The organism is Bacteroides sp. 1_1_14, assembly GCF_000162515.1.
GTDB lineage: Bacteria > Bacteroidota > Bacteroidia > Bacteroidales > Bacteroidaceae > Bacteroides > Bacteroides thetaiotaomicron.
Genome location: NZ_GG774704.1, coordinates 406,880 through 429,689 on the forward strand (window position 1 = coordinate 406,880; position 22,810 = coordinate 429,689).

The following is a 22,810-nucleotide window of genomic DNA, read 5'->3' on the forward strand; positions in this document are numbered from 1 at the left end:
ATGTTCATTACCGGAAAGCCAGATATAATGAATATCACGTAGGAGAAGCTTCTCTATTTTGCGGCACGAATAGATATTGTTCATGTAGGCGTAGATAATCACCTTAAGCATCATTTTAGGATGATAAGGACAACGACCAGTTGCTTTATAAAGCTTCTTGAAATTGTCAAGATTGAGATTATCAACAACAGTATTAACTATGCGAACCGGATCGTTCGCTGCTATGTTTTCATCAATTCTTCCGGGAAAAAGAACTGTTTGGTTGGGAATGTAAGGACGAAAATGTAACTTTGCCATAACGAAAAACTTTATGCCTAAAGATACAAAAACTTTGGGTAATAACAAAGCCCGGGCTTGTGAAAGTCTGGGCTTTGTGCATAAAAAAAGGTTGTGCCAGCGTTTTGACACATTTACATTTGCAGTATTAAATATCACAACAAAATATAAGTGTATATTTGAAAAGTAGAGTTGCAGTGAACTAACTTTGACACTAGTCTTAAATGACTATAGGCTGAATCAGACTGCAACTCTCTTAATAGGAGAACCTAGCCAGTTAGAATTGTAGGCTCACGACCTAATAAATGTATTAGCTGTTTCTCCTTCATGTTTAATACTGTAAATACAAAGTTATGAATTATTCTCATTTTGTAGGTCTTGATGTAGGAAAAAAAACTTTCGATGCATCATTAATGTCCGCAGACGAAAAAGAGTTTTCTCACAAGTCTTTTGATAACACTCCAACTGGGATCCAATCTTTATTGGATTGGATAGCTGGTTATCATCTCTCTTTATCCAAACTCTTGTTCTGTGCTGAAAACATGGGAAGTTATGTCACAGAGTTATCTGTTTCCAGTGTCTCCATGGGATTTTCCCTGGCTTTGGTTTGCCCGTTGACCATCAAGAAGTCCATAGGCTTGCAACGAGGCAAAAATGACCGCATTGACGCCAAAAGAATAGCGAACTATGCGGTATTACACTATCGAAAACTGGAGTTATACAAATTGCCTGACAAAGACTTGGTGAGACTGCGGGGATGGATTATTATACGTGACAATTTGGTCAAGCAAAAAGTATCAAGTATAAAGTTATTGGAAACATTCTCCTGGATGGCTAAGTTGGCTGATGTGACAGAATCCATTTCTTTTTTGGAAGAGCAGCTCAAGTCGATAAAAGAAAGAATCCTGGAGGTGGAAGAGGATATGGAGCAACTAATAGCCGCCAGTACATCGCTTTACACAAACTACTTGCTATTAAGAAGTATAAAAGGAATAGGAATTATCAATGCCATTGTATTACTGTGTGTTACTGACAATTTTCAAAGATTTGACAACCCGAGGAAATTTGCCTGCTATTGTGGGGTCGCCCCATTTGAACATACTTCAGGTATTTCCATACGGGGAAAAACGCAGACTTCTTCATTGGCTAACAAAGAAGTAAAAGTATACCTTACCCGGGCAGCTATTACTGCCATCTCTTGGGATCCGCAGATGAAAGCATACTATAAAAGGAAAATAGCAGAGGGGAAACATAAAGCATCTGTAATCAATGCTGTAAGAGCCAAAATCATAGCAAGGTCTTTTGCTGTGATACGAAGGCAGACTCCATTTGTAACATTAGCCGTATAATAAAAAGGTCCTTAACTTCGAAAATATCTTAGGTTTAGGAAGTAGCTATACACTTCTGAAGAGTAGTTATGTCTATATACAAACTTACCCAAGGATACGTTAATGTTCGTAAACTTGGGTAAGATTTTATAGATATTGTTTGGAGAGGACTTAGAATTCAACCTCCTTGATTTAATCACCGACTGTTATTATTTTTTTCCCATTGTAAACATAATCTCTGCAATACTTGCATTCACACCATTGTTGCTGTCGGTCACTGTAGTACGGAAATATCTTCCACTTACAGCTTTTGGTAATAAAATAATTTGTGCATTAGGAACCTTATCATTCGGAAAATCTAATTTTCCTAATTCTGTCCAGTTTTCTTTGTCATTACTGATGCTGAACATGACTGCTTTTAAATCAAGGTTATTTTTACGCCTTGCCAATTCTATTGATAGAATGTTTTGTGTTTGTTGCATATCAAATATGATTATATGTGGCAATGGTGGATTCTTCCCTTCACCATCCCATTGTGAATGCCAGAAAGTATTTAAATCACCATCAATTAATGCTTCTTTATGCCCGTTTACGGCTCCTTCACCGGTCAATTCTTCTGTGTTAGCCTCGACTCCCCATCCTGTTCTATCCACATCGATATATTGGTTATGAATCTCGTCCCACTCTTCTTTTGATACAGTATAGTAGGTTGGAAAACTCACAACTTTTTCTAATGATGGAATTTCGTCAATAGCTTCCTCTGAAGGTTTAAAATAAGAAGTTACTTTAAACTCTGTATTGAGTACGGCATCTGGTATGATGGAAGTCGTTTCTCCTTCCATCAAAGTGATTGTTTTTTCGCTGCCTTCGTTGCTGGTATAAGTAAACATCGTTTTTGTACATCCTTCCATAGGAGCCCATTTAATGGTAACTCCTTTCGACAATGTCGCTGCCATAGAGTTGATTCCTTGTGCGGATAAACCAGCTTGATAGGAAGCCCCATATACTTCACCGGAAATAGTTTGTATCAAAGATTCTTTTCCTGTTTCACTCTTGTTTATTATCGAAAAGATATATTTCCCTTCTGAAAGATCGATAATCTTTGAGATATAATCATTGACATCACGGTCTGCAGAGATGGGTACCTCGATTGGAGTTTCGCATCCTTCCCACGAAATGATGCTGGCATTGATTCGAGGATCAGCATTTAGTTTCCACTTTAATTCAATACGGTTGAAACCGCTGTTTGCTTCCAAATCACTAGCGATCCCGAGATAAGTCTCTTCTCCCATTTTGAGATACTTTTCGTGTACATCATACATATCTCCACAAGCAGCTATTCCGAGAATTAGCATGCTGCAAATTATATAGTTTATAATATTTTTCATAATCTAATTGTTAAATTATTTCCCGGCAGGTTGTCCCCAAAAGGTCATTTCACCGATTTGTGCATAAGTACCTCCACTCCAATTCTCAAGCATGTAAATCCGAATGTAACGGAAGTTGGGTGCATCTAGCGGAATCTCATGCTCGTCACCGTTTTCAATATATTCTAAATCTTCATTCGTTTTCGTCGGGTTATCGCTTCCTGAAGGTTTATAACACTCTACTTCCATGATTTTTGTCCATCCTTCGAACGTAGGATATTTGATGCCATCTTCTTTTATTTCACCTCCTAGATACATATTATCCGTAAGTGCTTCACAACCATAGATAACATATTTTTTTAAATTGTTATGATCATAAGCCCATATATTAACTGGATCATTTCCTCTACGCTGATACATTTTAAAACGACTGACCTTGGCTAGCTGTCCCATGTCAAAAGTTATCGTCCTTCCAATTGCAGGGTTTGTTGTAGCTGTAACATTATGGAAACAATTCATATTGTAATCACCTTGCCATATATTTCGTATTGGCAAACCGGACATTGCTTCACAGTCACCAGGTAATGGATTAACCTCCTTGAATAAAGATTTAGACAGTTCTTCTTCATATAAAGGCGTACTTTCCTTTTCCAGCATCTGGGAATAGTTCTCCCAGCGATCTTGAATCCTATATCCTAGTGTTATTGGTTCTGCAGCCAAATTACGGATTTTTGGCTACTCCGTTTAGTACACTAGAATAGAAATTTTCCAAAGATATCCATTCCCCATCATCTTTTTTGAATACTTCTAGAATAATGTTTTCTCTTGTTGGATTTTCCCAAGTCAGACTAACCCCGCCAAAACTGTCTTCGACTTTCAGAGAATTATAAATAAATTCGACGGGTGGAGTCAGTGGACTTATCGTTACCGAAAGCGGTTCAGATTCGTTCCTGCTTTTATCTATACTCTTTAGAATCACTTGATAGTCACCCACTTTGCCAAACCCCTCTATTGTAAGTTTGTTTACATAGGGGGAGGCCTTAGTAGTTCTTTCTTTTCCATTGATCATATAAGAAGCTACTACACATAGGAGATCGTCATCTTTAGGAGGAGTGTAGCTGATGATAGCTCCACCGTTAATATTTTCCACTTTTATGTTGCTAGGCAATCCCGGTGCTATACTGTCAGTTGCGTCAAGTCCAATTCTGTCGTCTTGTCCGCATCCTATAAGAAACAGTATACCAATTAAAGTCGCAGACATATATTTTGTCAGCTTTAATCTATAATTTATTTTTTTCATCTTTCCAGTTATTTTATAACATGAATATGGTGATTACCAACCCGGGCTTTGTCCCAGGTTCGGATCTTTCAATACAGTTTCTACTTTTAAGGGCCACAAGTAATCTTTAAAACTGTATCTCGAACGCAGATAAAGCGTAGTGACACGGTAAAATTCTTGTGCTGTTTCTCCTTGTACATACCAGCCCTTCACTTCACGAGGAAGTTCTTTCTTCCAACGACGTAAATCCCAAAAGCGTTTTCCTTCACAAGCAAGTTCATTTAAGCGTTCCATACGAATGATTTCACGCATACCTGTTTTCGTGTTTGGTTTTTCAGGATACTTTGAATATTTTTGCCAGGATTCCTTTACTCCGTCAAGACCGGCACGTTTACGCACTAAGTCAATATAGGTATAAACATCGCTGTTAGGGGAGCTGAGCGTTTCATTCAGTGCTTCTGCATACATCAGATACAGATCTGCAAGACGAATAATCGGAAATGCATAACGTTCCGTTGACAGACCGTTGTCAGTCACACTAGTTTTATAGCTACATACTTTTTTGTTTAAATATCCAGTATATGAATAGTCCTCGGAAGTGATACGACCAGAGACTTCTTTAGCGCGAAATTTATAGAAAGCCAGATCTTTCGGTTCATCACTAGCATAGCCGTAGCCGTACCATGTTCCCCGATCGAATGATAGGTTAGCATAAAAGCGTGGCTCACGGTTGAGGTGAAGATACGCAGTTTCTTCACCGATTTTGAGATAATGCTTATTATTTCCTTCATCAGGAATGATAGTGAATTCATACCGATTTGGGTAGTTTTTCGACCAAAAGTCTCCCTTATCTTCGGAGATGGGAACACCGTTAGAGGAATAAAACTGTTCGGCAACAGTTAAAGTCGGAGCCATTACAGATATTGCATCGTAGTGACTGCCCTTAGTTGTTTTGGCTACTGCTACCTTTTGTAATCCGTTGACGTTCCATGTACTTCCCCATATAATTTCCGTATTCCATTTCTCTGTAACTGCTTCACCGATATCAAGCAACTTGCGTGTAGCATCCGAAAGTCCGTTAACGGGCAGAGTGAAGTAGTAAAGGTCATGTCCGGCTTCTTTTGCGCACTTTATGGCGTCTAAAGCTGCGTCTGCAGCCTGTTCCCATTTGTTATTATCTGTTTCAGCGGGAAAAAGACTTCTTCCTTGATTATCTTTTACGTTGATATAATCGGTATTTCCATTGAATAGAGGACTAGCAGCCAATAACCACAGTTGTGCTTTTACCGCTTTAGCTATTGGTTGGGTGATTCTTCCCAATTCTTCACCTGCATCAGTGACTTGAAGAGGCAGATCTTTAGCTGCATCATCCAGTAGATTGGAAATATAGTTGACTACATCGTCCACTGGGTCCCGGTAGCGTCGTACCTCTTCCGCAGATGCATCTATCGAAATGTTGTTATCCATGACAGGGATAGGACCATAAAGCATAAATAGATAATAGTGGTAGTATGCTTTGAGGAATTTTACTTCCGCAATCCATCTGTTACGTTCATATTGCTGTAAATCTAAAGGCTTGTCAATATTTTCAAGAAAAATATTACAGTCGCGTATAGCAGTCCAAAGATTTGTTCCTCCATTAAGACCATCCCAATAATTCTGATAAGGATCATTACTGTTCTGTTCTCCACGACCGATTTCCCAAGCGTTGAGACTGAGGCGTTGATCTATAAATCCGGTACCTTTGGGTATTAACCAATGTTCATCACCTGCTAGAAAGCCAATGGAACCGGATTGATCCCATTTGGGCAGGTAACTATAACAAGTAAAAAGAAACTTACGGGCATTTGTCTTGTTGCTGAAGGCTGTTTCCATGTCTGGGGTACCTTCGGGCACTATATCCAAGTAATCACTGCAAGATGTATTGCATAGTATAACTGTAAGAATAAATGATATGGATACTATAATTTTTTTCATATAGCAAATTTTAGAGTGAAAGTTGAACACCAATGTTAAATACACGTTGAACGGGATATCCAAGACCGTTTCCTCCCATTTCCGTATCCCATGTTTTAAACTTAGAGATATTGAACAAATTTGTTCCGCTCACGTAGATACGTAAATTTTCAAGTTTGGCTTTACTGGATATTCGCTTTGGTAGTGTATAGCCTATTTCTGCAGATTTCATACGTAAGAAAGTTCCGTCACGTAGCCACCATGTACTTTTTTGGTTATTATTACTAATAGCAGTATCTGACAAACGTGGCCAAAATGCATACATGTTCTGATTGGCTTCGCTCCAATGATCGTCTGCGACAATTTGCAACAGAGCATTAGTTGCCTGTTTGCCTCCTAATTCATTATTCGGGTCATTAGGTTGTATGAAAGGGCTTATATCCGCTGGTGATATAAAGAAAGAAGAACGTGATGATCCTTGGAAGAAACAGTTAAAATCAAAATCTTTATATCCTATTGAGAAGCCGAAACCGTAAATAATCTCGGGGGTAGTAGGATAACCGATAGGAACTCTGTCCTGTTCGTCAATAATTCCGTCATGATTAATGTCCTTGTATTTAATATCTCCTGCCATATATTCTCCAAATTGTTGTTTAGGAGAATTTGCTACATCTTCTTCATCTACAAATAAACGTTCAGCAATCAGACCGAATTCTTGGCTGAGTTTCGTTCCTATTTTACTTCTCCATGGAGTAGCTGAATAATCAGGCTCTTCGTACTTGGAGAACTTACTACTGGCATAGGTAAAATTACCTCTGATGGTAGCCCATAAATTCTTATTGAAGAAATGAGAATAGTCCAGTGAAATATCGACACCATGTCCTTTGGCTTCACCAATGTTTGCCTGCGGAGGGACTTGAAAACCCATTAGAGTAGGAATATCAGCACGCGTCTGTAAAATATTAGTTCTTCTTTCTTTGAAATATTCGGCTTGTATTTCCAGATCTTTAAATAGTTTCATCTCAAATCCTACGTTTAATTTATGAGAGATTTCCCAACCTATCTTGGGATTAGCATAACGTTTGATGGAAATCTTACCGTTAGAGTTTTTTGCATTGAAATTTGTTCCGAATCCCATACCGTTGTCACCATCCATGCTTACTTCGGATAGATAGAAGAAACGTTCGTCAGAAATATTATCATTACCTACTAATCCATAAGAGCCTTTCAGTTTTAGTGAACTAATTACTTTTGTGATAGGTTTGTCTTTCCAAAATTTTTCATTGGAAACCATCCAGCCTAGTCCTCCTGATGGGAAGAATCCCCAACGGTGGTTTTTGTCAAAACGTTCTGAACCGTTGTAGCCGAAATTGAATTCTGCATAATAACGATCGGAATATCCATAAGTGAAACGGCCAGCAATCCCCATATTACGTGATGGCAATGATAATTGTAGAGTTTGTGCATTTCCTGATTTTGATTCACGTACGGTATATACCATCATTCCACTTATGTTATGTTTTTCATAAAATGTCCGGTCATAAGATAGCGATGCTTCTAGATATAGAGAACTGTCAACCGATTTGCTTCCTGGATTATATGATAGATAGTCTGTACCTTTGTCTGAATTTAAGGCGCTAAGTGTATATGTGTCCGTATATTTATCATAACTGTCTAAAGAATAATAGAACGGAGTATAAGAACGGGTGAGATCATAATAAGAGTTTCGTGTGACATTTGCCAATAAACGTCCGTTCAATCCGTCGGTGATGAAACCGAAATCCTGTTTAAGCTCGAGTTGAGCAAGAACAACAGTTTTTTCATATTCTTTATATCCTCTGGCCATTTCTGCATAAGGGTTCAGATAGTTTGCACTGCTTCCTGAGTTACCGAATAATACATGTTTGGTGTTAATATTCGTTTCATCAGGAGCATACATAGCAGGAAATTCAACAGGACTGGCTTTTATGGCTTGGCTGTATATGGCAGAACCACCGGATAACGGTCCTTGATAACTGTCGAATGTGCCACTTATACGTACAGCTAATTCGGTTGTTTTGGTTAGGTTGATGTTTACATTTGAACGTACCGTATATTTGTTCAGCTTGATGTTATTATCAAAGATGTTATTAGGTACTTGTTTGAGGATACCATTGTCTCTTGAGTAAGATAAGGCTACATAGTAGCGGGCTACCCGACCACCACCACTGATGCTCATGTTACCACGATAGTTTACTGTGTAATCTTTAAAAAGCATGTCTTTCCAGTCTACCATAGGATAAACATATGGATTCAATCCTTTTTCTCGGGCAGCTATTGCACTTTCAAGATAAGGTAATGCATTGCCTGGATTTCTAGTTCTTGCAGCTTCGTTATGAAGTTTCATGAAAGTTAGCGGGTCTGCTAATTCTACCTCTTTTGACGGGGAAGAGAATGAACTTTCTGCTCTGAATGATAACTTCATTTTGCCTTCTGTTCCTTCTTTGGTCGTTACCAAGATAACGCCATTGGCACCACGTGCACCGTAAAGGGCGGTTGCGGTTGCATCTTTTAGAACAGAAAAACTAGCTATATCGTCAGGATTCAGTCTTGATAGATCCGAAGAAGTTAGTTCAACATTATCAATTAAGATTAGTGGGTCGGCTTTACCTGTACCAAAAGTCGTTACACCGCGGATAAAGAATTCTGCATTATCTTCTCCTGGTTCACCGCTTCTTTGGTAAGCAACCACACCAGCTAGTTTTCCGGCAAAACCTGTGGTTAAGTTACTGCTAGTCGTTTTTAACTCTGCAGGCTTAATAGTGGAGACTGAACCTAATACAGATTCTTTTTTTTGCTTGGCGAATGCCACTACTGTTACGTCCTCTAGAGCAATCCCACTATCTTCTTTCATGGTAACAACACGAAAGGCATTTAGATTTTTAGGATTGAACTCGATGATCTTCTTTTCAAATCCAATATAGGAGAATTCGACCGTTTTTGTATTAGCCGGTACTTTCAATGTAAAGTTACCGTCTAAATCTGTGGCCACTCCCGTATTGGTTCCCGGAATATAAACACTTGCGCCAATGATAGGCTCATTGTTGAAATCCAGAACAATACCTTTAATCGTGTAGGTTTTACCTGTCTGTTGTGGCGATGCTATATCCTGTTTGGCATACAGTGGAGTAGAACACATTCCATACAAACAAAACAGGATTAATAATTGTAGTATTCTTCCACCACCATTTTGTTTTTCATTAATCATAGAAATTAAAAGTGTTAACAATTCATTCTTGTGTTTTTGATAAGCATGAATCTTGTGGTTAATTAAATTTTTTCAATAAGTTTGGATAGACAGTTCTTATTTGTAAGAATTCACTATCCTTATTAAGACTAATTTCTCTTTCTTTGCCTTCATTGGGTTTAAATTAGTATTTGATAAATTATATTTGCAAAAATCAAAATAGACGGCATCTTTTCTATTTTGACTTTTGCTTGTGGTTACTATTCGTTACGAATATAGAATCAAGGGGCTATTGTTACTCCGATTTCATTTGGTTCAACTTCTGCGGCTGTATCAGTGGGAGTGGTGGCTTCCAGTTTGATAAAGCGTGCCTGAACTTTTTGATTGAAATAGACCGTTTGAGGTAATGGGTTGTGCATAATGTTACTGAATTCTCCATTGGTAGGTACTTCCTTCCAACTCTTGCCGTCGAGACTGATATAAAATTTATATCGGAAAGCCATTGTAGGCTTTGCTTCCGCTTTTAGGGGAGCATAGGTAAAAGCGTTGATTGTCACCTTCTTTTGCAAATCTATCGTTAATGGCTTTGTAGACATAACTTTCCATCCTGAACGAGGCAACTGATTCCAGTTTTCCTCTTGTTTCCCTTCCTGTATAGGTGCTGCATAATAAGCAGCCACCTGGCTGATGTTAGCATTCAGACGAGATTCTAAAATCTTTATTCGTAACTGATCGGCTTTAATAGTTGGAAAACGTAGTAATCGTTTGTAACCTACAGTTGTCCCTTTAGCCACTTCTTTCCAGCTGTTATCTGTCAGTGCTTCTACGGTGAATGCTTCTATCCGTTGTCCTTTGGTTATATCTTCTTGCAGCATAACTACATTAATTTCTGAACCGGATTTTAATTGGTATATCTTTTCATTGCCGGAAGCTGTATTCCAATATTTTTTCCCTTTTTTCACGTAGTTGTCAGCAAATACTTGCTTTCGGTAAGCGGCAAACTCATGCAGACGTTGTACGTCTGCTTCATGAATTAAACCTCTACGGTCCGGTGGTATATTCAGCAGAAGTACAGAATTGTATCCTACTGACTGGAAGTAAATATCTGCGAGATGTTTCAATGACTTCACTTTATTATCTTCTTCTTTATGGTAGAACCACCCCGGACGTATGGAAACATCTACCTCTGAGGGATACCAAAATAACTCCGTAGCTTTCTCTAACATCTTGCGGCTTCCTATATCATTTGACTGTCCATTGATTCCTAATTTTTCATTATTCTTGTCTGAACGGGCATATATCCCCGGAGTTAATACAGTTGTACTCCATTCTGTTTCACGGCCTAATCCGCTTTCGTTGCCTACCCAACGAATATCATCTCCCATAATTGCCATTACTGCTTTGGGTTGTAACCGGTGGATGGTTTCATAGACGGTATCCCAGTCATATACTTGTTTTTTTCCGTTGGGGCCTTCTCCGTTTGCTCCGTCAAACCACACTTCGTGTACTTCTCCATAGTTAGTTAGCAATTCGGTTAGTTGGCGGATAAAAAACTCATTGTAGCGAGGAGAATCTCCGTAACATTCTGCATTTCGATCCCATGGAGAGAGATATACTCCAAACCTCATACTATATTTCTTGCATGCTTTTCGAAGTTCTTTCACTACGTCGCCTTGTCCGTTTTTCCAACTGGAAGATGCTACGGAATGCTTGGTCGTAGCTGTAGGCCATAAGCAGAAACCGTCATGGTGCTTGGCTGTCAGAATCACCATTTTGAAACCTGCTTCTTTCAAGTTGCTTACCCATTGTTCTGCATCCAATTCTGTAGGATTAAAGAGATTGGGGTCTTCCTTTCCATCTCCCCATTCACGTCCGGTAAAGGCGTTTATACTGAAATGAAGGAAAGCCGTCAGTTCCATTTGTTGCCAGACTACTTGTTGAGGCGTTGGAACCAAACGTGCAGCCATATCGACTTTTTGTTCAAGAGTGGCATTCAAGGGAAACTCTACGTGTTTTACATAATAGTTTTCCTTCTTTTGTGCCTGTCCATTCAAGGCAATAAGAGAGAAGAATAAAAAAGAGGTTAGTAGTTTGTTCATAATGCTTATGGTGTTAATTTTAATAATAAATAAGTTACCACTAGCCGACACTGTCAGACGGTGCCGGTCGTGGAACTTAGGGGGGTGTTAAGTTTGGTAAACCTATATATAATAATAGTGTTATGGTGATTGATCTCAAAGAAGTATGAGAACTATAAATGTGGTTTGTATGTCGGCTGTGTTTTTTCATAAATACTTAATAAATCGATTAATTGTTTTGTGCAAAAGTAGGTGAATGGAGGACACGGTATGTTTCAAAAATCACTAATTTATTTTCAAAAATCACTAATTCTCCCTATTTCATCGGGAAATTAACCGTAAAAAAAGAAATATTACTTGTGTAGGACAGGAAATGTTCTCGTAAACTTAACTTTCTCTCTTTTTGACATTGTAGCGCTTTTGAGATAAAAGAAGGAGATACTTTTTCTTTTTATCCGGTGACATTCTATCTTAAAAGTAGTATCTTTGAAAACTAAATCTAAAATCTAGCTGCAGATGAACATAACAAAACGACTACTTATAACCTTTATTATACAGATGTTCTTTTTATATCCCCTTCGGGCAGAACATTATTACTACAAACAAATCTCATTAAAGGCTGGTTTACCTTCAACTGTACATTGCATTGCAGCAGATAATCGTGGCTTCGTCTGGATGGGAACAAGATCAGGCTTGGGAAGATTTGATGGACAGGAACTTAAAAAATATATTCATGATTCATCCCTGTCTAATTCTCTTCCCGGTAATCAAATTTATCAGATTGCGAGAGGAGAGCAGGGTAATCTTTGGATATTAACAGATAAGGGAATTTCACTTTATCGATATCAGAGTGATGACTTTCTTTTGCAGACGGATGAGAAAGGTGAAAATTTGATTGCTTATTCTGTTTGCCGGACCCCTGAAGGGATTTTATTCGGTGGACAAGGGAAAATCTATCACTATAGTTATAAAGAATCTTGTATACGGAAAATCTACGAATTTAAATCGGAGCAGAACTTTAATATTACCGCTTTGGGTTTGATAGATTCTCATACGATACTATGTTGCAGTCGTTGGCAAGGGATGTATTTGGTTGATCTTCAGTCAGGCGAATGCAGACGGGCGCCTTTTGGGTCGGAAATAGAAATTACGGGTATGCTTGTTGATTCCGAACAAAGAGTGTGGGTTGCTTCTTATAATGTCGGTCTGCGTTGTTTTACCCGTGATGGAAAGCAGATTGCACTTTATACAACTCGTAATTCCTCTCTTAGCAATGATATTATATTGAGTATTGTTGAACGTAAAGGACAAATATGGCTTGGGACAGACGGGGGAGGTATTAATATACTCAATCCCGAGACCCATCAGTTTTCCTCCTTAAAGCATATCCCCGGAAAAGACAATTCATCACTTCCTAATAACTCAATCATCTGTCTTTATAATGATCAAAATAATAATATATGGATTGGGAGTATTTATAGTGGTTTGATTAGTGTTCGTGAGGTATATATGCAGGCATACACAGATGCGTTGCCAAATAATAAACAAGGTTTGAGTGACAATATAGTATTGAGCTTATGTCAGCAGGAATCAGGTCATATCTGGGTGGGAACAAATGGAGGTGGAATTAATTGTTTTAACTCCCTTGCCGGAGAGTTTACACATTATCCTTCTACTTCGGGAGATAAAGTCGCTTCGATTTGTGGCTTTGCTTCCGGGAAATTATTGTTGTCTATATTTGCACAAGGGATATTTATTTTTGATCCGGTCACAGGAAATAAACAACCATTTACTATTATTGATAAAGAAGTCAATGAGCGTTTATGTCTTCACGGAAATACGGTCAATGTTTATCGGAATACTCCCAACACGATATTGCTATTGGGCAATCACGTGTATTGTTATCATTTGAAGGAGAAGCAGTTTTCTATTGTTTCCGAAGAAAAAGGCATAAATATTATTGAGGGGTCCTTGAAAGCAATTGCCTGTGATGGACATTCAACTTATTTGAACGATATAAAACATGTTTATGAGTTGGATAATCATAGTAATAAACTGAGAGTGTTGTTTACTGCTCAGGATGATATGAATATAAATTCAGTATCCATGGATGAGAGTGGCTGTTTTTGGATCGGGAGTAATTTAGGTTTGGTGAGTTATCGTCCAGCGACACAGAAACAAAAAATGATTTCTACTTCATTATTTACAGAGGTCTCCTCATTGATTTGTGATCAAAAAGGAAAGATTTGGGTTGGTGCTGAAAACCGACTGTTTGCATGGTCCATAGCGGAGGAGAAGATGGCATTATTCGGCGAAACGGATGGAGCTGTTCCGAATGAATATTTTCCGGAAGCTCGTCTGTTAAGTCGTCAAGGTGACATTTATATGGGAGGGGTTAAAGGATTGCTTCATATTGATGGTAAGCTACCATTGAGAAATACGAATCCGCAATTACAATTATCAGATATCATAATCAATGGAGAACCTGCGAACAATAAATTGTATGATGGTATAAGAAAGCTCTCCGTGCCATGGAATAGTAATATTGTCATTCATGTCATGGCGAAAGAAGAAGATATCTTCAGACAGAAGGTGTATCGGTATCAGATAAAAGGGCTGGATGAGCAGCTTGTTGAATCATATAGTCCGGAACTGACTATGCGTGCGCTTCCTCCGGGCAATTATCAGATTATGGCTTCTTGTACCGCTAAAGACGGTAGTTGGGTGCCTGCTCAGCAATTGTTACAACTGACAATTTCTCCTCCATGGTATAAGACATGGTGGTTTATATTGGGTTGTATTCTTTTGGTAGCTGTCATTGTCATTGAAAGTGTGCGAAAATTGTTGAAACGTAAGGAGGAAAAGCTACGATGGGAAATGAAGGAACACGAGCAAAAAACGTATGAAGAAAAAGTTCGTTTTTTGATTAATATAAGTCATGAATTGCGTACGCCTTTGACACTGATCTCTGCACCTCTCAAGCAAATATTGAAATCGCTTTCTCCTCAAGATGCCCAATATTTGCCGATAAAGGCTATTTATCGACAGTCACAGCGTATGAAAAATCTGATAAATATGGTGCTTGATGTACGTAAAATGGAGGTAGGTGAAAGTCGGTTACAAATAGAACCACAGCCGCTAAACGAATGGATCAAGCATGTATCACAAGACTTTATCAGCGAGGGAGAGGCAAAAAGTGTACATATCAGTTATCGGTTTGATTCACGAATAGAAGCAGTCAGTTTTGATAAAAACAAGTGTGAAATTATTCTAAGCAATTTGCTGATTAATGCCTTGAAACACAGTCCGCAACATACAGAGATAACTATTGTTTCGGAATTGATTTCTGAAAGAAAAAGAGTGCGCGTATCCGTCATTGATCAGGGAAGCGGATTGGAAAATGTGGATACCCGAAAGCTTTTTACCCGATTTTATCAGGGCACCAAAGAACAAAACGGAACAGGAATCGGGTTGTCATATTCTAAAATATTGGTTGAATTGCATGGCGGCTCCATTGGTGCCCGGGATAATCAGGAAACAGGTGCCACATTTTTCTTCGAACTGCCGTTGAGGCAGGATGCTGAAGAGATTGTTTGTCAACCGAAAGCTTATCTGAATGAGTTGATGAGCAACGATGATAGTGAACATATCAGTAAAGGAGAGGAGTTTGATACAACTTCGTATACGATTTTGGTTGTGGATGATAATTCGGATCTGACGGACTTTTTTAGTAAGGCATTGAGTGAATATTTTAAAAAGGTGTTGATAGCTTCTGATGGAGTGGAGGCGCTTCAGTTGGTAAAGAGTTATACACCAGACATTATTGTCAGTGATGTGATGATGCCACGAATGAATGGATATGAACTTTGTAAAGGTATTAAAGAAGACCTTGCTGTCAGTCATATCCCTATTATTTTGTTGACGGCTAGAGATGATAAGGAAAGTCAGATTAGCGGTTATAAAAATGGAGCGGATGGCTACCTTACTAAACCTTTCGAAATAGAAATGTTGATGGAGTTAATCCGGAATCGTTTGAAAAATCGTGAATATACAAAGAAGAGATATCTGGATGCTGGATTAATACCAGCTCCGGAGGAAACTACTTTCAGTTTGGCAGATGAAACGTTTTTGGTGAAATTGAATAGAATCATTCAGGAGAATCTGAGTGATACGAAGCTGGATGTGCCTTTCATTTGTAAGGGGGTGGGAATGAGTCGTGCTTCGCTTTATACGAAATTGAAGGCACTGACAGGCATTGGCCTTAATGAGTATATTAATAAGCTTAAGATGGAAAAGGCGATACAGCTGATTACTACTACAGATTTTACTCTGACAGACATTTCAGAGAAAGTAGGATTTACTACTATCAGTTATTTCAGTACAGCATTTAAACAATATACCGGAGAAACTCCGACGGCCTATAGGAGCAGGCAGAAAAAAAAGGAATAGAGTGCCGGTATATATTAAAAGAATCGGCTTGAAAACGTCTGTTACAGAGTTTTAAGATACAAACTCGGAGTTTTTGTGTACTTTTGCTTCAAGATACATAAAAACCTCATGCAGTATGAACTATAATTTTGATGAAATAATAAACCGTAACGGTACGGACTCCGTAAAATGGGATGCCGTAGAGCGTCGTTGGGGGCGTAATGACTTGATTCCGATGTGGGTGGCTGATATGGATTTCCGCACAGCCCCTTTTGTAATCGACGCCTTGAAGAAACGTCTGGAACACGAAGTGCTGGGCTATACATTTGCCTGCAAAGAATGGGCCGAATCCATTATTAACTGGCTCAAAGAACGGCATGGATGGGAGATTCGTGAAGAAATGCTGACGTTTACTCCCGGCATTGTCCGTGGACTGGCATTTACCATCCATTGTTTCACGGATAAAGGAGACAAGGTGATGGTCATGCCTCCTGTCTACCATCCTTTCTTTCTTGTGACGCAGAAGAACGAACGTGAAGTGGTTTACAGTCCGTTGGTATTGAAAGACGGGCAATATCATATTGATTTCGACCGTTTCCGCAAAGATGTGCAAGGATGCAAACTGCTTATCCTGAGTAATCCCCATAATCCGGGCGGACGTGTATGGACCAAAGAAGAACTGTCGCAGATTGCCGACATCTGCTATGAGAACGGTACATTAGTAATCTCTGACGAGATTCATGCCGACTTGACCCTGCCTCCTTACAAACATCCCACCTTTGCTTTGATTTCGGAGAAAGCACGGATGAACTCCCTTGTCTTTATGTCTCCGAGCAAAGCGTTCAATATGCCCGGACTGGCAAGTTCGTATGCAATCATTGAGAATGACGAACTTCGTCATCAGTTTCAGGTATATATGGAAGCGAGCGAGTTCTCCGAAGGACACTTATTCGCTTATCTCAGCGTAGCGGCAGCCTACAGTCATGGTACTGAATGGCTGGATCAAGTCGTTGCCTATATCAAAGGAAATATTGACTTCACGGAAAGTTATCTGAAAGAGCGGATTCCTGCCATCAGAATGATTCGTCCGCAAGCATCCTACCTTATCTTTTTGGATTGTCGTGAGCTGGGATTAAGTCAGGAGGAACTGAATCGCCTGTTTGTAGAAGATGCCCACTTGGCTTTGAATGAAGGAACGACGTTCGGCAAAGAAGGTGAAGGGTTTATGCGGTTGAATGTAGCCTGTCCGCGTGCTACGCTGGAGAAGGCTTTGAGGCAATTGGAACAAGCTGTCAACAATAGGTAGAAGTTTTGTCGAATGCTTTACACAAATCCGGTAACATAATACCTGTTTTTTATTCTTCACAAAGATATACAGACACTCACTACCTGACAACGGAAAAAGGGCGATAATATATTTGATAACCATTTTAATTTATAACGATTATGCGAATATTTTTCCTGATATTTCTGCTTGCTTATGTAGGTGGCAATGTTTACATATTTATCCGTACATTGCAGATGCTCTCCGGTTTCTCGCTGGCTATGAAGATTCTGTTGTCTGTCGTCTATTGGCTGGTAGCTTTCTCGTTGGTGATAGCTATGCTGACCCGTCATATAGATATGCCTGTCATCCTGTCGAAATCCATGTTTCACATCGGTTCGGTATGGCTGGTGTTTACACTGTACATGATTTTTGCTTTGTTGATAGCGGATGTGACGAAAATATTTGTGCCGTCACTGAATCACGGTTTCTATTATGCGTTGGGAGCGACTTGCTGTCTGCTTCTGTACGGTTATTATAATTACCGTCATCCGCAGGTCAACAAGATTGATGTCTCCCTTGATAAGCCGATAGAAGGTAACGGAATCAATATCGTAGCCGTGAGTGACGTCCATTTAGGGTATGGTACGGGAAAAGCTATGCTGAAAGAATATGTAGATATGATAAATGCGCAGCATCCCGACCTTATACTTATCGGTGGAGATTTGATAGACAATAGTCTTACCCCATTATATAAGGAGAATATGGCGGAAGAACTGGCACGGCTGAAAGCTCCCTTGGGCATTTATATGGTTCCGGGAAATCATGAATACATCAGCGGTATTGATGAAAGCGTCCGCTTCTTGAAAGATACTCCCATACAACTATTGCGTGATTCCGTAGTAACATTGCCTAACGGTGTGCAGATCATCGGACGTGACGACCGTTCCAACCGTTCCCGTCATTCCCTGCCTACCTTATTAAAGCAAGCGGATCGTAGTAAACCTATCATTCTTTTAGATCATCAACCCTACAACCTGGCCAAAACCGATTCTTTGGGAATAGACCTGCAATTCAGCGGACATACGCATCATGGACAGATATGGCCTATGAGTCTGATTACAGACAGAATATATGAACAGAGTCACGGCTATCGCAAATGGAGTCAATCACATATCTATGTTTCCAGCGGATTATCTCTTTGGGGGCCTCCTTTCAGAATAGGAACAAACAGCGATATGGCGGTATTTCATCTGAATCAGATGGCGAAATAGTACTCACTAAAGTTTCAATATCAGAAAATATAACTATATTTGTAGCGTATCTCCGCAATGGAGATACGCTTTTTTATTTTGGAGATAGCGTTTTTATTATCTGCTCTCATAAATCTGGTAAATTTAGTATTCGCAGATAATAAGTAACCGGTCTCCACGTCTTTGTTGTATATAAGTTTGTTATATACCTCATGGGCGTGGGACTATTGCTTATTATTCGAATACGGGCTTACCAGAGCCTTTGAGAGGGTAATGTAGTAATAGTTTCCGCGCCCTTCTTTTTTGTGGCATGCGGGAACACACACAAATAAAAGAACAGAAAATTATGGATGATTCTACTTGTTGCGGTACCTGCCTGATGAAGTCTGATTTACAGAACTCCACCGACAAATTTGCCTTTCTTAAAGACAACTAGCCTAGCTTTGGACAAATTGAAAGTATTGATAAACTGTCAAAACAGGAACTTAACTGTACACTCTGTTTCCTTAATGTTCTCATTGATGAGTTCGTGAATGAAAAGTCTGCTTGTCCAAATCGTGTTATCACCCGTTTGGTGTTGATACGAATATATGTTCAGAATAGTATGGAACTCATGGAATTAAAAGAATTACAATCAGAACAAGAGAAGTCGGATGGGGGGAAATAGGTTAATTCAGCTAGTTTTTTCTCCCAATGAAAAAGTCATCTGTTTTGCTCTCATGCTCTAACTATTCATCTGTATCCCTTTATTCATCGCAGTTTCGGCTATGGTAGCAAGAGTGGTGGCAAGTATGAGAGCAAACGGTTGCTCTCATACCGTTACATTGTATTTTGAATCATTTTTTTAATGTTATCTTCTGATTTTTAGGATATTAATGGATGATAACTCATACTTTGTTGACTGAAAATGCTTGATCACTACCTGAAAGAACAGGTGAACGGAGACAACCGATACGGTTGAGTTAATCCAATCATATGGTCGATCTAATTCGATTAACAGGTGTTTCAGAAAGTTTCCTATGCTTGAAACTAGAGTTTCAAACTGATGAAACTTTAGTTCCAAACTGATGAAACTTTAGTTCCAAGCCTCAGAAACTTTGGTTCCAAGCCTTAGAAGGATTATCATCTGTTTTGTACACTCTTTTATCATAACACCTATATGTTTATTACTTTGTAATTTTGACGATGCGGAATGGAAATGACTGCAATGATTGTACTTAAATTAATTTAATATCTGCCATTTAGAAAAAGTTTGCTAACTTTGAGCTTCAAACATATCATAAATACAATGAATAAAATAGCATTCATTCTCATCATGACCGGTATGTTCTTTATAAAAGGATATGCCCAGCGGACAGAAGTACTGACACTAGGCGTCTTTCACTTTGACTTTCCGAATCTCGATATGCAACAAATATCCGAAGAAGATCAGATTAATGTCTTGTCGCCTGTTTATCAGAAGGAAATAGAGTTAATAGCGAGTAAACTGGCGAACTTTAAGCCGGATGCAATCGTCATTGAACACCCGCTAGGCGGACAGCAAAAGATTGATTCTCTATTTAAAGCATACCTTGCCGGAAATCATAAACTGTCAAAGAGTGAAGTGCAGCAACTTGGTTTCAGGATTGCAAAGATGTGCAAAGCAAAGATTTACTGTGCAGATGCACGGGGGACACAAACAGCCCGTATCGAAGAACTGCTGGAAGACGATAGCACGAAACAATATCAGGATTTTGAAGAGAGTTTTGTAAATTCTCCCGACTCATCTTTATATTCCAAAGACCAGTTAATATTCAAGCAAAAAGGAATACTTCCCCAGCTGATACATCTGAATGATCCCCGACAAATCAAGAAAGACCTGGGCAATTATCTTATCGGACACTTCAAATACGAATCCGATAAGGGAGATTATACAGGAGCCGATTTCGAATCAGGAAGATGGTTCAACCGTAATCTGCGGATATTCAGGAATATACAACGTACCCCAAAATCCGCCAAACGGATACTTGTGATCTTTGGTGCGGCACACATGAATCTGCTGAACTATCTGTTTGAATGTTCACCCGAATATAAATTGCTGAATGTGAATGACTATCTGAAAACAAATTCGTAATAACGGAGGTTTACCGTATAGGTATATGCATCCGGGGTGGTCCGATTGTCGGACCGGATGGACCGCCTATGCCTCTGTTTTTATCAAAAACGGCATTGCGGAGAATCTCATATATAATACCGCCCACATCCAAACCCAGAGTGAACTTATCGAAATGGTAGTAAGGAATCATAACGGGAACCGTTTCCCAACGTCCGCTCATCGCATCATAGTATCGCTGTACTCCCATTTCCATCCCGAAGCGGTCGGACATATCGACGGACATCGTAGCTCCGTAGCTATGGGTGCTCATTCCGTAAGAGTTTCCGATATCGTATGATCCGAAGACTTTCAAGGTGACACGGTCGGAAGGATGGTAAAGGAAGGCGCCCGAAGTGCTGAAAGCCTGTCCGGTGATGTGGGACATGTTGACCTTCAGCGCATTGGCACGGACTTGTAACTCGAATTGCTCATTGAAAATATGCTGATAACCTAGTGAAGCATTGTTGAAACGCCCGATGCCTGCCATACTTGTCTGACTTCCGGAACCGAACAGTGCTCCATGATCGAATTGATGCAATACCCCGCCTGTACTGTAATCACCTCGGAAGAGTAGGGAAGGATTGGTCTGATAAGGCAGGGAAATATCCCTTTTGAGTGAAAAGCGGGGTATATGCTCCAACTGTCCGGGTGAATATAAAGAATATGTAGTGCTCTTTTCTGGAAACAAGTTAATGTTGGCCTGTTTAAGTACGTCGTCCGGCGTTATGGATGCACCGTTACGAAGAATGTACGTGCTGTCGTTGTTTTCTTGCGCGGAGAGTAACTGCGGAACGAAATACAGCAAAAGAAAGATTCCCAAACGAATTGGAAGCTGTGATATGCTAACTTTTTGTTTCATACGCATTTGTCCTCCTTAGTTTTTATGATAGGTTATGTACAAAAATAATGAAATCCCATTTGAAAAGCAAATAATGTGTAATGTTTCCTTCCATCCGCAGGCTTTTTTAACTCAAATAAGAGCGGATAAGATTTTTTCTGAATAAATTCCCTTTTTTCCCTTAAATTTTTCTCTCTCTCAGGCAATATACGTTGTATATTTGTTATTATAGATATAAGAGTATCAACTATTTAATTTGGAAGTAATATGAAGAAAAAACTTACGGGTGTTGCATTGGTGTTAGCTGCCGTCTCTTTGATGGGCATACAGCCGGCGGGAGCATGTACGCGTGCCGTATATCTGGGGCCGGACCGAATGGTGGTCACTGGTCGCACGATGGACTGGAAAGAAGACATTATGTCAAATATCTATGTGTTTCCACGTGGAATGCAGCGTGCGGGACACAATAAAGAAAAAACAGTAAACTGGACTTCCAAATATGGAAGCGTAATCGCAACAGGCTATGATATAGGTACTTGTGACGGAATGAATGAAAAAGGACTGGTGGCAAGCTTGCTCTTCTTGCCGGAATCTGTTTATTCACTTCCCGGAGATACCCGTCCGGCAATGGGAATCAGTATCTGGACTCAATATGTGCTTGACAATTTTGCAACGGTGCGTGAGGCGGTAGATGAAATGAAAAAAGAGACTTTCCGTATTGACGCTCCCCGTATGCCGAACGGGGGACCGGAATCTACTTTACACATGGCTATTACCGATGAAACAGGCAACACGGCAGTGATCGAATATCTGGATGGCAAACTGAGTATCCATGAGGGGAAAGAATATCAGGTGATGACCAATTCTCCGCGTTATGAATTGCAGTTGGCTGTCAATGATTACTGGAAAGAAGTGGGTGGATTGCAGATGTTGCCGGGAACGAACCGTTCGAGCGACCGTTTTGTGCGTGCCTCTTTCTACATTCACGCCATTCCGCAGACTGCCGATGCAAAGATAGCTGTCCCCAGTGTGCTGAGTGTGATGCGCAATGTCTCCGTTCCGTTTGGTATCAATACACCGGAGAAGCCTCACATTTCTTCTACTCGCTGGCGTTCCGTTTCCGATCAGAAGAATAAAGTGTATTACTTTGAGTCTACTTTAACTCCGAACCTGTTTTGGCTGGATTTGAAGAAGATTGATTTTAGTCCGAAGGCTGGGGTGAAGAAACTGTCCTTGACCAAAGGAGAAATTTACGCAGGAGATGCCGTGAAGGATTTGAAGGATAGTCAATCATTTACTTTCCTTTTCGAAACTCCGGTGATGTAGTCGATAGTTAGTTATGTGGTAAGAGGTCTTTTTTTGAATAAAAAGGAACGGTAGGCA

Annotated in this window: 14 protein-coding genes; 6 read left to right on the forward strand and 8 right to left on the reverse strand. The window is 39.6% G+C overall.

Annotation, left to right across the window (positions count from 1 at the left end; translation table 11 throughout):
- Window positions 1–297 (reverse strand): IS1182 family transposase (locus tag HMPREF9007_RS16310; protein ID WP_008761014.1); only part of this gene is annotated, 297 nt, incomplete at its 3' end.
- 332 nt (window positions 298–629) lie between these two features.
- On the opposite strand from HMPREF9007_RS16310, the gene HMPREF9007_RS16305 reads away from it, so the two are divergent.
- On the forward strand, window positions 630–1,625 hold the full coding sequence (locus tag HMPREF9007_RS16305; RefSeq protein WP_008761015.1) for an IS110 family transposase: 996 nt from the start codon (window positions 630–632) through the stop codon (window positions 1,623–1,625).
- A gap of 188 nt (window positions 1,626–1,813) precedes the next feature.
- Here HMPREF9007_RS16305 and HMPREF9007_RS16300 read toward each other — a convergent pair whose 3' ends face one another.
- The 6 genes from HMPREF9007_RS16300 to HMPREF9007_RS16285 all read right to left on the reverse strand — a co-directional run bounded on the left by HMPREF9007_RS16300 (window position 1,814) and on the right by HMPREF9007_RS16285 (window position 11,531).
- Window positions 1,814–2,992 carry a DUF4998 domain-containing protein gene (locus HMPREF9007_RS16300; RefSeq protein WP_032850283.1) on the reverse strand — a complete coding sequence of 393 codons (1,179 nt, stop codon included), beginning with the start codon at window positions 2,990–2,992 and terminating at the stop codon, window positions 1,814–1,816.
- A 15-nt stretch (window positions 2,993–3,007) separates the two neighbouring features.
- Window positions 3,008–3,691 (reverse strand): DUF5000 domain-containing lipoprotein, encoded by a 684-nt coding sequence (locus HMPREF9007_RS27575; protein WP_277754643.1) that lies wholly within the window; start codon window positions 3,689–3,691, stop codon window positions 3,008–3,010.
- 1 nt (window position 3,692) lies between these two features.
- Entirely contained in the window at window positions 3,693–4,271 is a 579-nt protein-coding gene (locus HMPREF9007_RS27580) for a DUF4959 domain-containing protein (RefSeq protein ID WP_277754644.1), read from the reverse strand.
- Between the two features lie 33 nt (window positions 4,272–4,304).
- Window positions 4,305–6,227: a RagB/SusD family nutrient uptake outer membrane protein gene (locus HMPREF9007_RS16295; protein ID WP_008761017.1), complete on the reverse strand. Its 1,923-nt coding sequence runs from the start codon at window positions 6,225–6,227 to the stop codon at window positions 4,305–4,307.
- Between the two features lie 10 nt (window positions 6,228–6,237).
- On the reverse strand, window positions 6,238–9,474 hold the full coding sequence (locus HMPREF9007_RS16290; protein WP_022470697.1) for a TonB-dependent receptor: 3,237 nt from the start codon (window positions 9,472–9,474) through the stop codon (window positions 6,238–6,240).
- 239 nt (window positions 9,475–9,713) lie between these two features.
- A complete protein-coding gene (locus HMPREF9007_RS16285) occupies window positions 9,714–11,531 on the reverse strand; it encodes an alpha-L-fucosidase (protein ID WP_008761019.1) in 1,818 nt (605 codons plus the stop codon).
- Between the two features lie 495 nt (window positions 11,532–12,026).
- On the opposite strand from HMPREF9007_RS16285, the gene HMPREF9007_RS16280 reads away from it, so the two are divergent.
- The 4 genes from HMPREF9007_RS16280 to HMPREF9007_RS16265 all read left to right on the forward strand — a co-directional run bounded on the left by HMPREF9007_RS16280 (window position 12,027) and on the right by HMPREF9007_RS16265 (window position 20,568).
- Window positions 12,027–15,959, forward strand: coding sequence for a two-component regulator propeller domain-containing protein (locus HMPREF9007_RS16280; protein ID WP_032850285.1), 3,933 nt, complete (start codon window positions 12,027–12,029; stop codon window positions 15,957–15,959).
- Window positions 15,960–16,074: 115 nt separating this feature from the next.
- A complete protein-coding gene (locus HMPREF9007_RS16275) occupies window positions 16,075–17,244 on the forward strand; it encodes a MalY/PatB family protein (protein ID WP_008761021.1) in 1,170 nt (389 codons plus the stop codon).
- Window positions 17,245–17,384: 140 nt separating this feature from the next.
- A complete protein-coding gene (locus HMPREF9007_RS16270) occupies window positions 17,385–18,476 on the forward strand; it encodes a metallophosphoesterase (protein WP_008761022.1) in 1,092 nt (363 codons plus the stop codon).
- Window positions 18,477–19,743: 1,267 nt separating this feature from the next.
- Complete coding sequence (locus tag HMPREF9007_RS16265) at window positions 19,744–20,568, forward strand: DUF5694 domain-containing protein (protein ID WP_032850328.1); 825 nt, start codon at window positions 19,744–19,746, stop codon at window positions 20,566–20,568.
- 10 nt (window positions 20,569–20,578) lie between these two features.
- On the opposite strand, the gene HMPREF9007_RS16260 is transcribed toward HMPREF9007_RS16265, so the two are convergent.
- A complete protein-coding gene (locus HMPREF9007_RS16260) occupies window positions 20,579–21,454 on the reverse strand; it encodes a hypothetical protein (protein WP_128567815.1) in 876 nt (291 codons plus the stop codon).
- A 240-nt stretch (window positions 21,455–21,694) separates the two neighbouring features.
- Between HMPREF9007_RS16260 and HMPREF9007_RS16255 the strand changes: the two genes are divergently transcribed.
- On the forward strand, window positions 21,695–22,753 hold the full coding sequence (locus HMPREF9007_RS16255; RefSeq protein WP_008761025.1) for a linear amide C-N hydrolase: 1,059 nt from the start codon (window positions 21,695–21,697) through the stop codon (window positions 22,751–22,753).
- Window positions 22,754–22,810 lie beyond the last annotated feature (57 nt).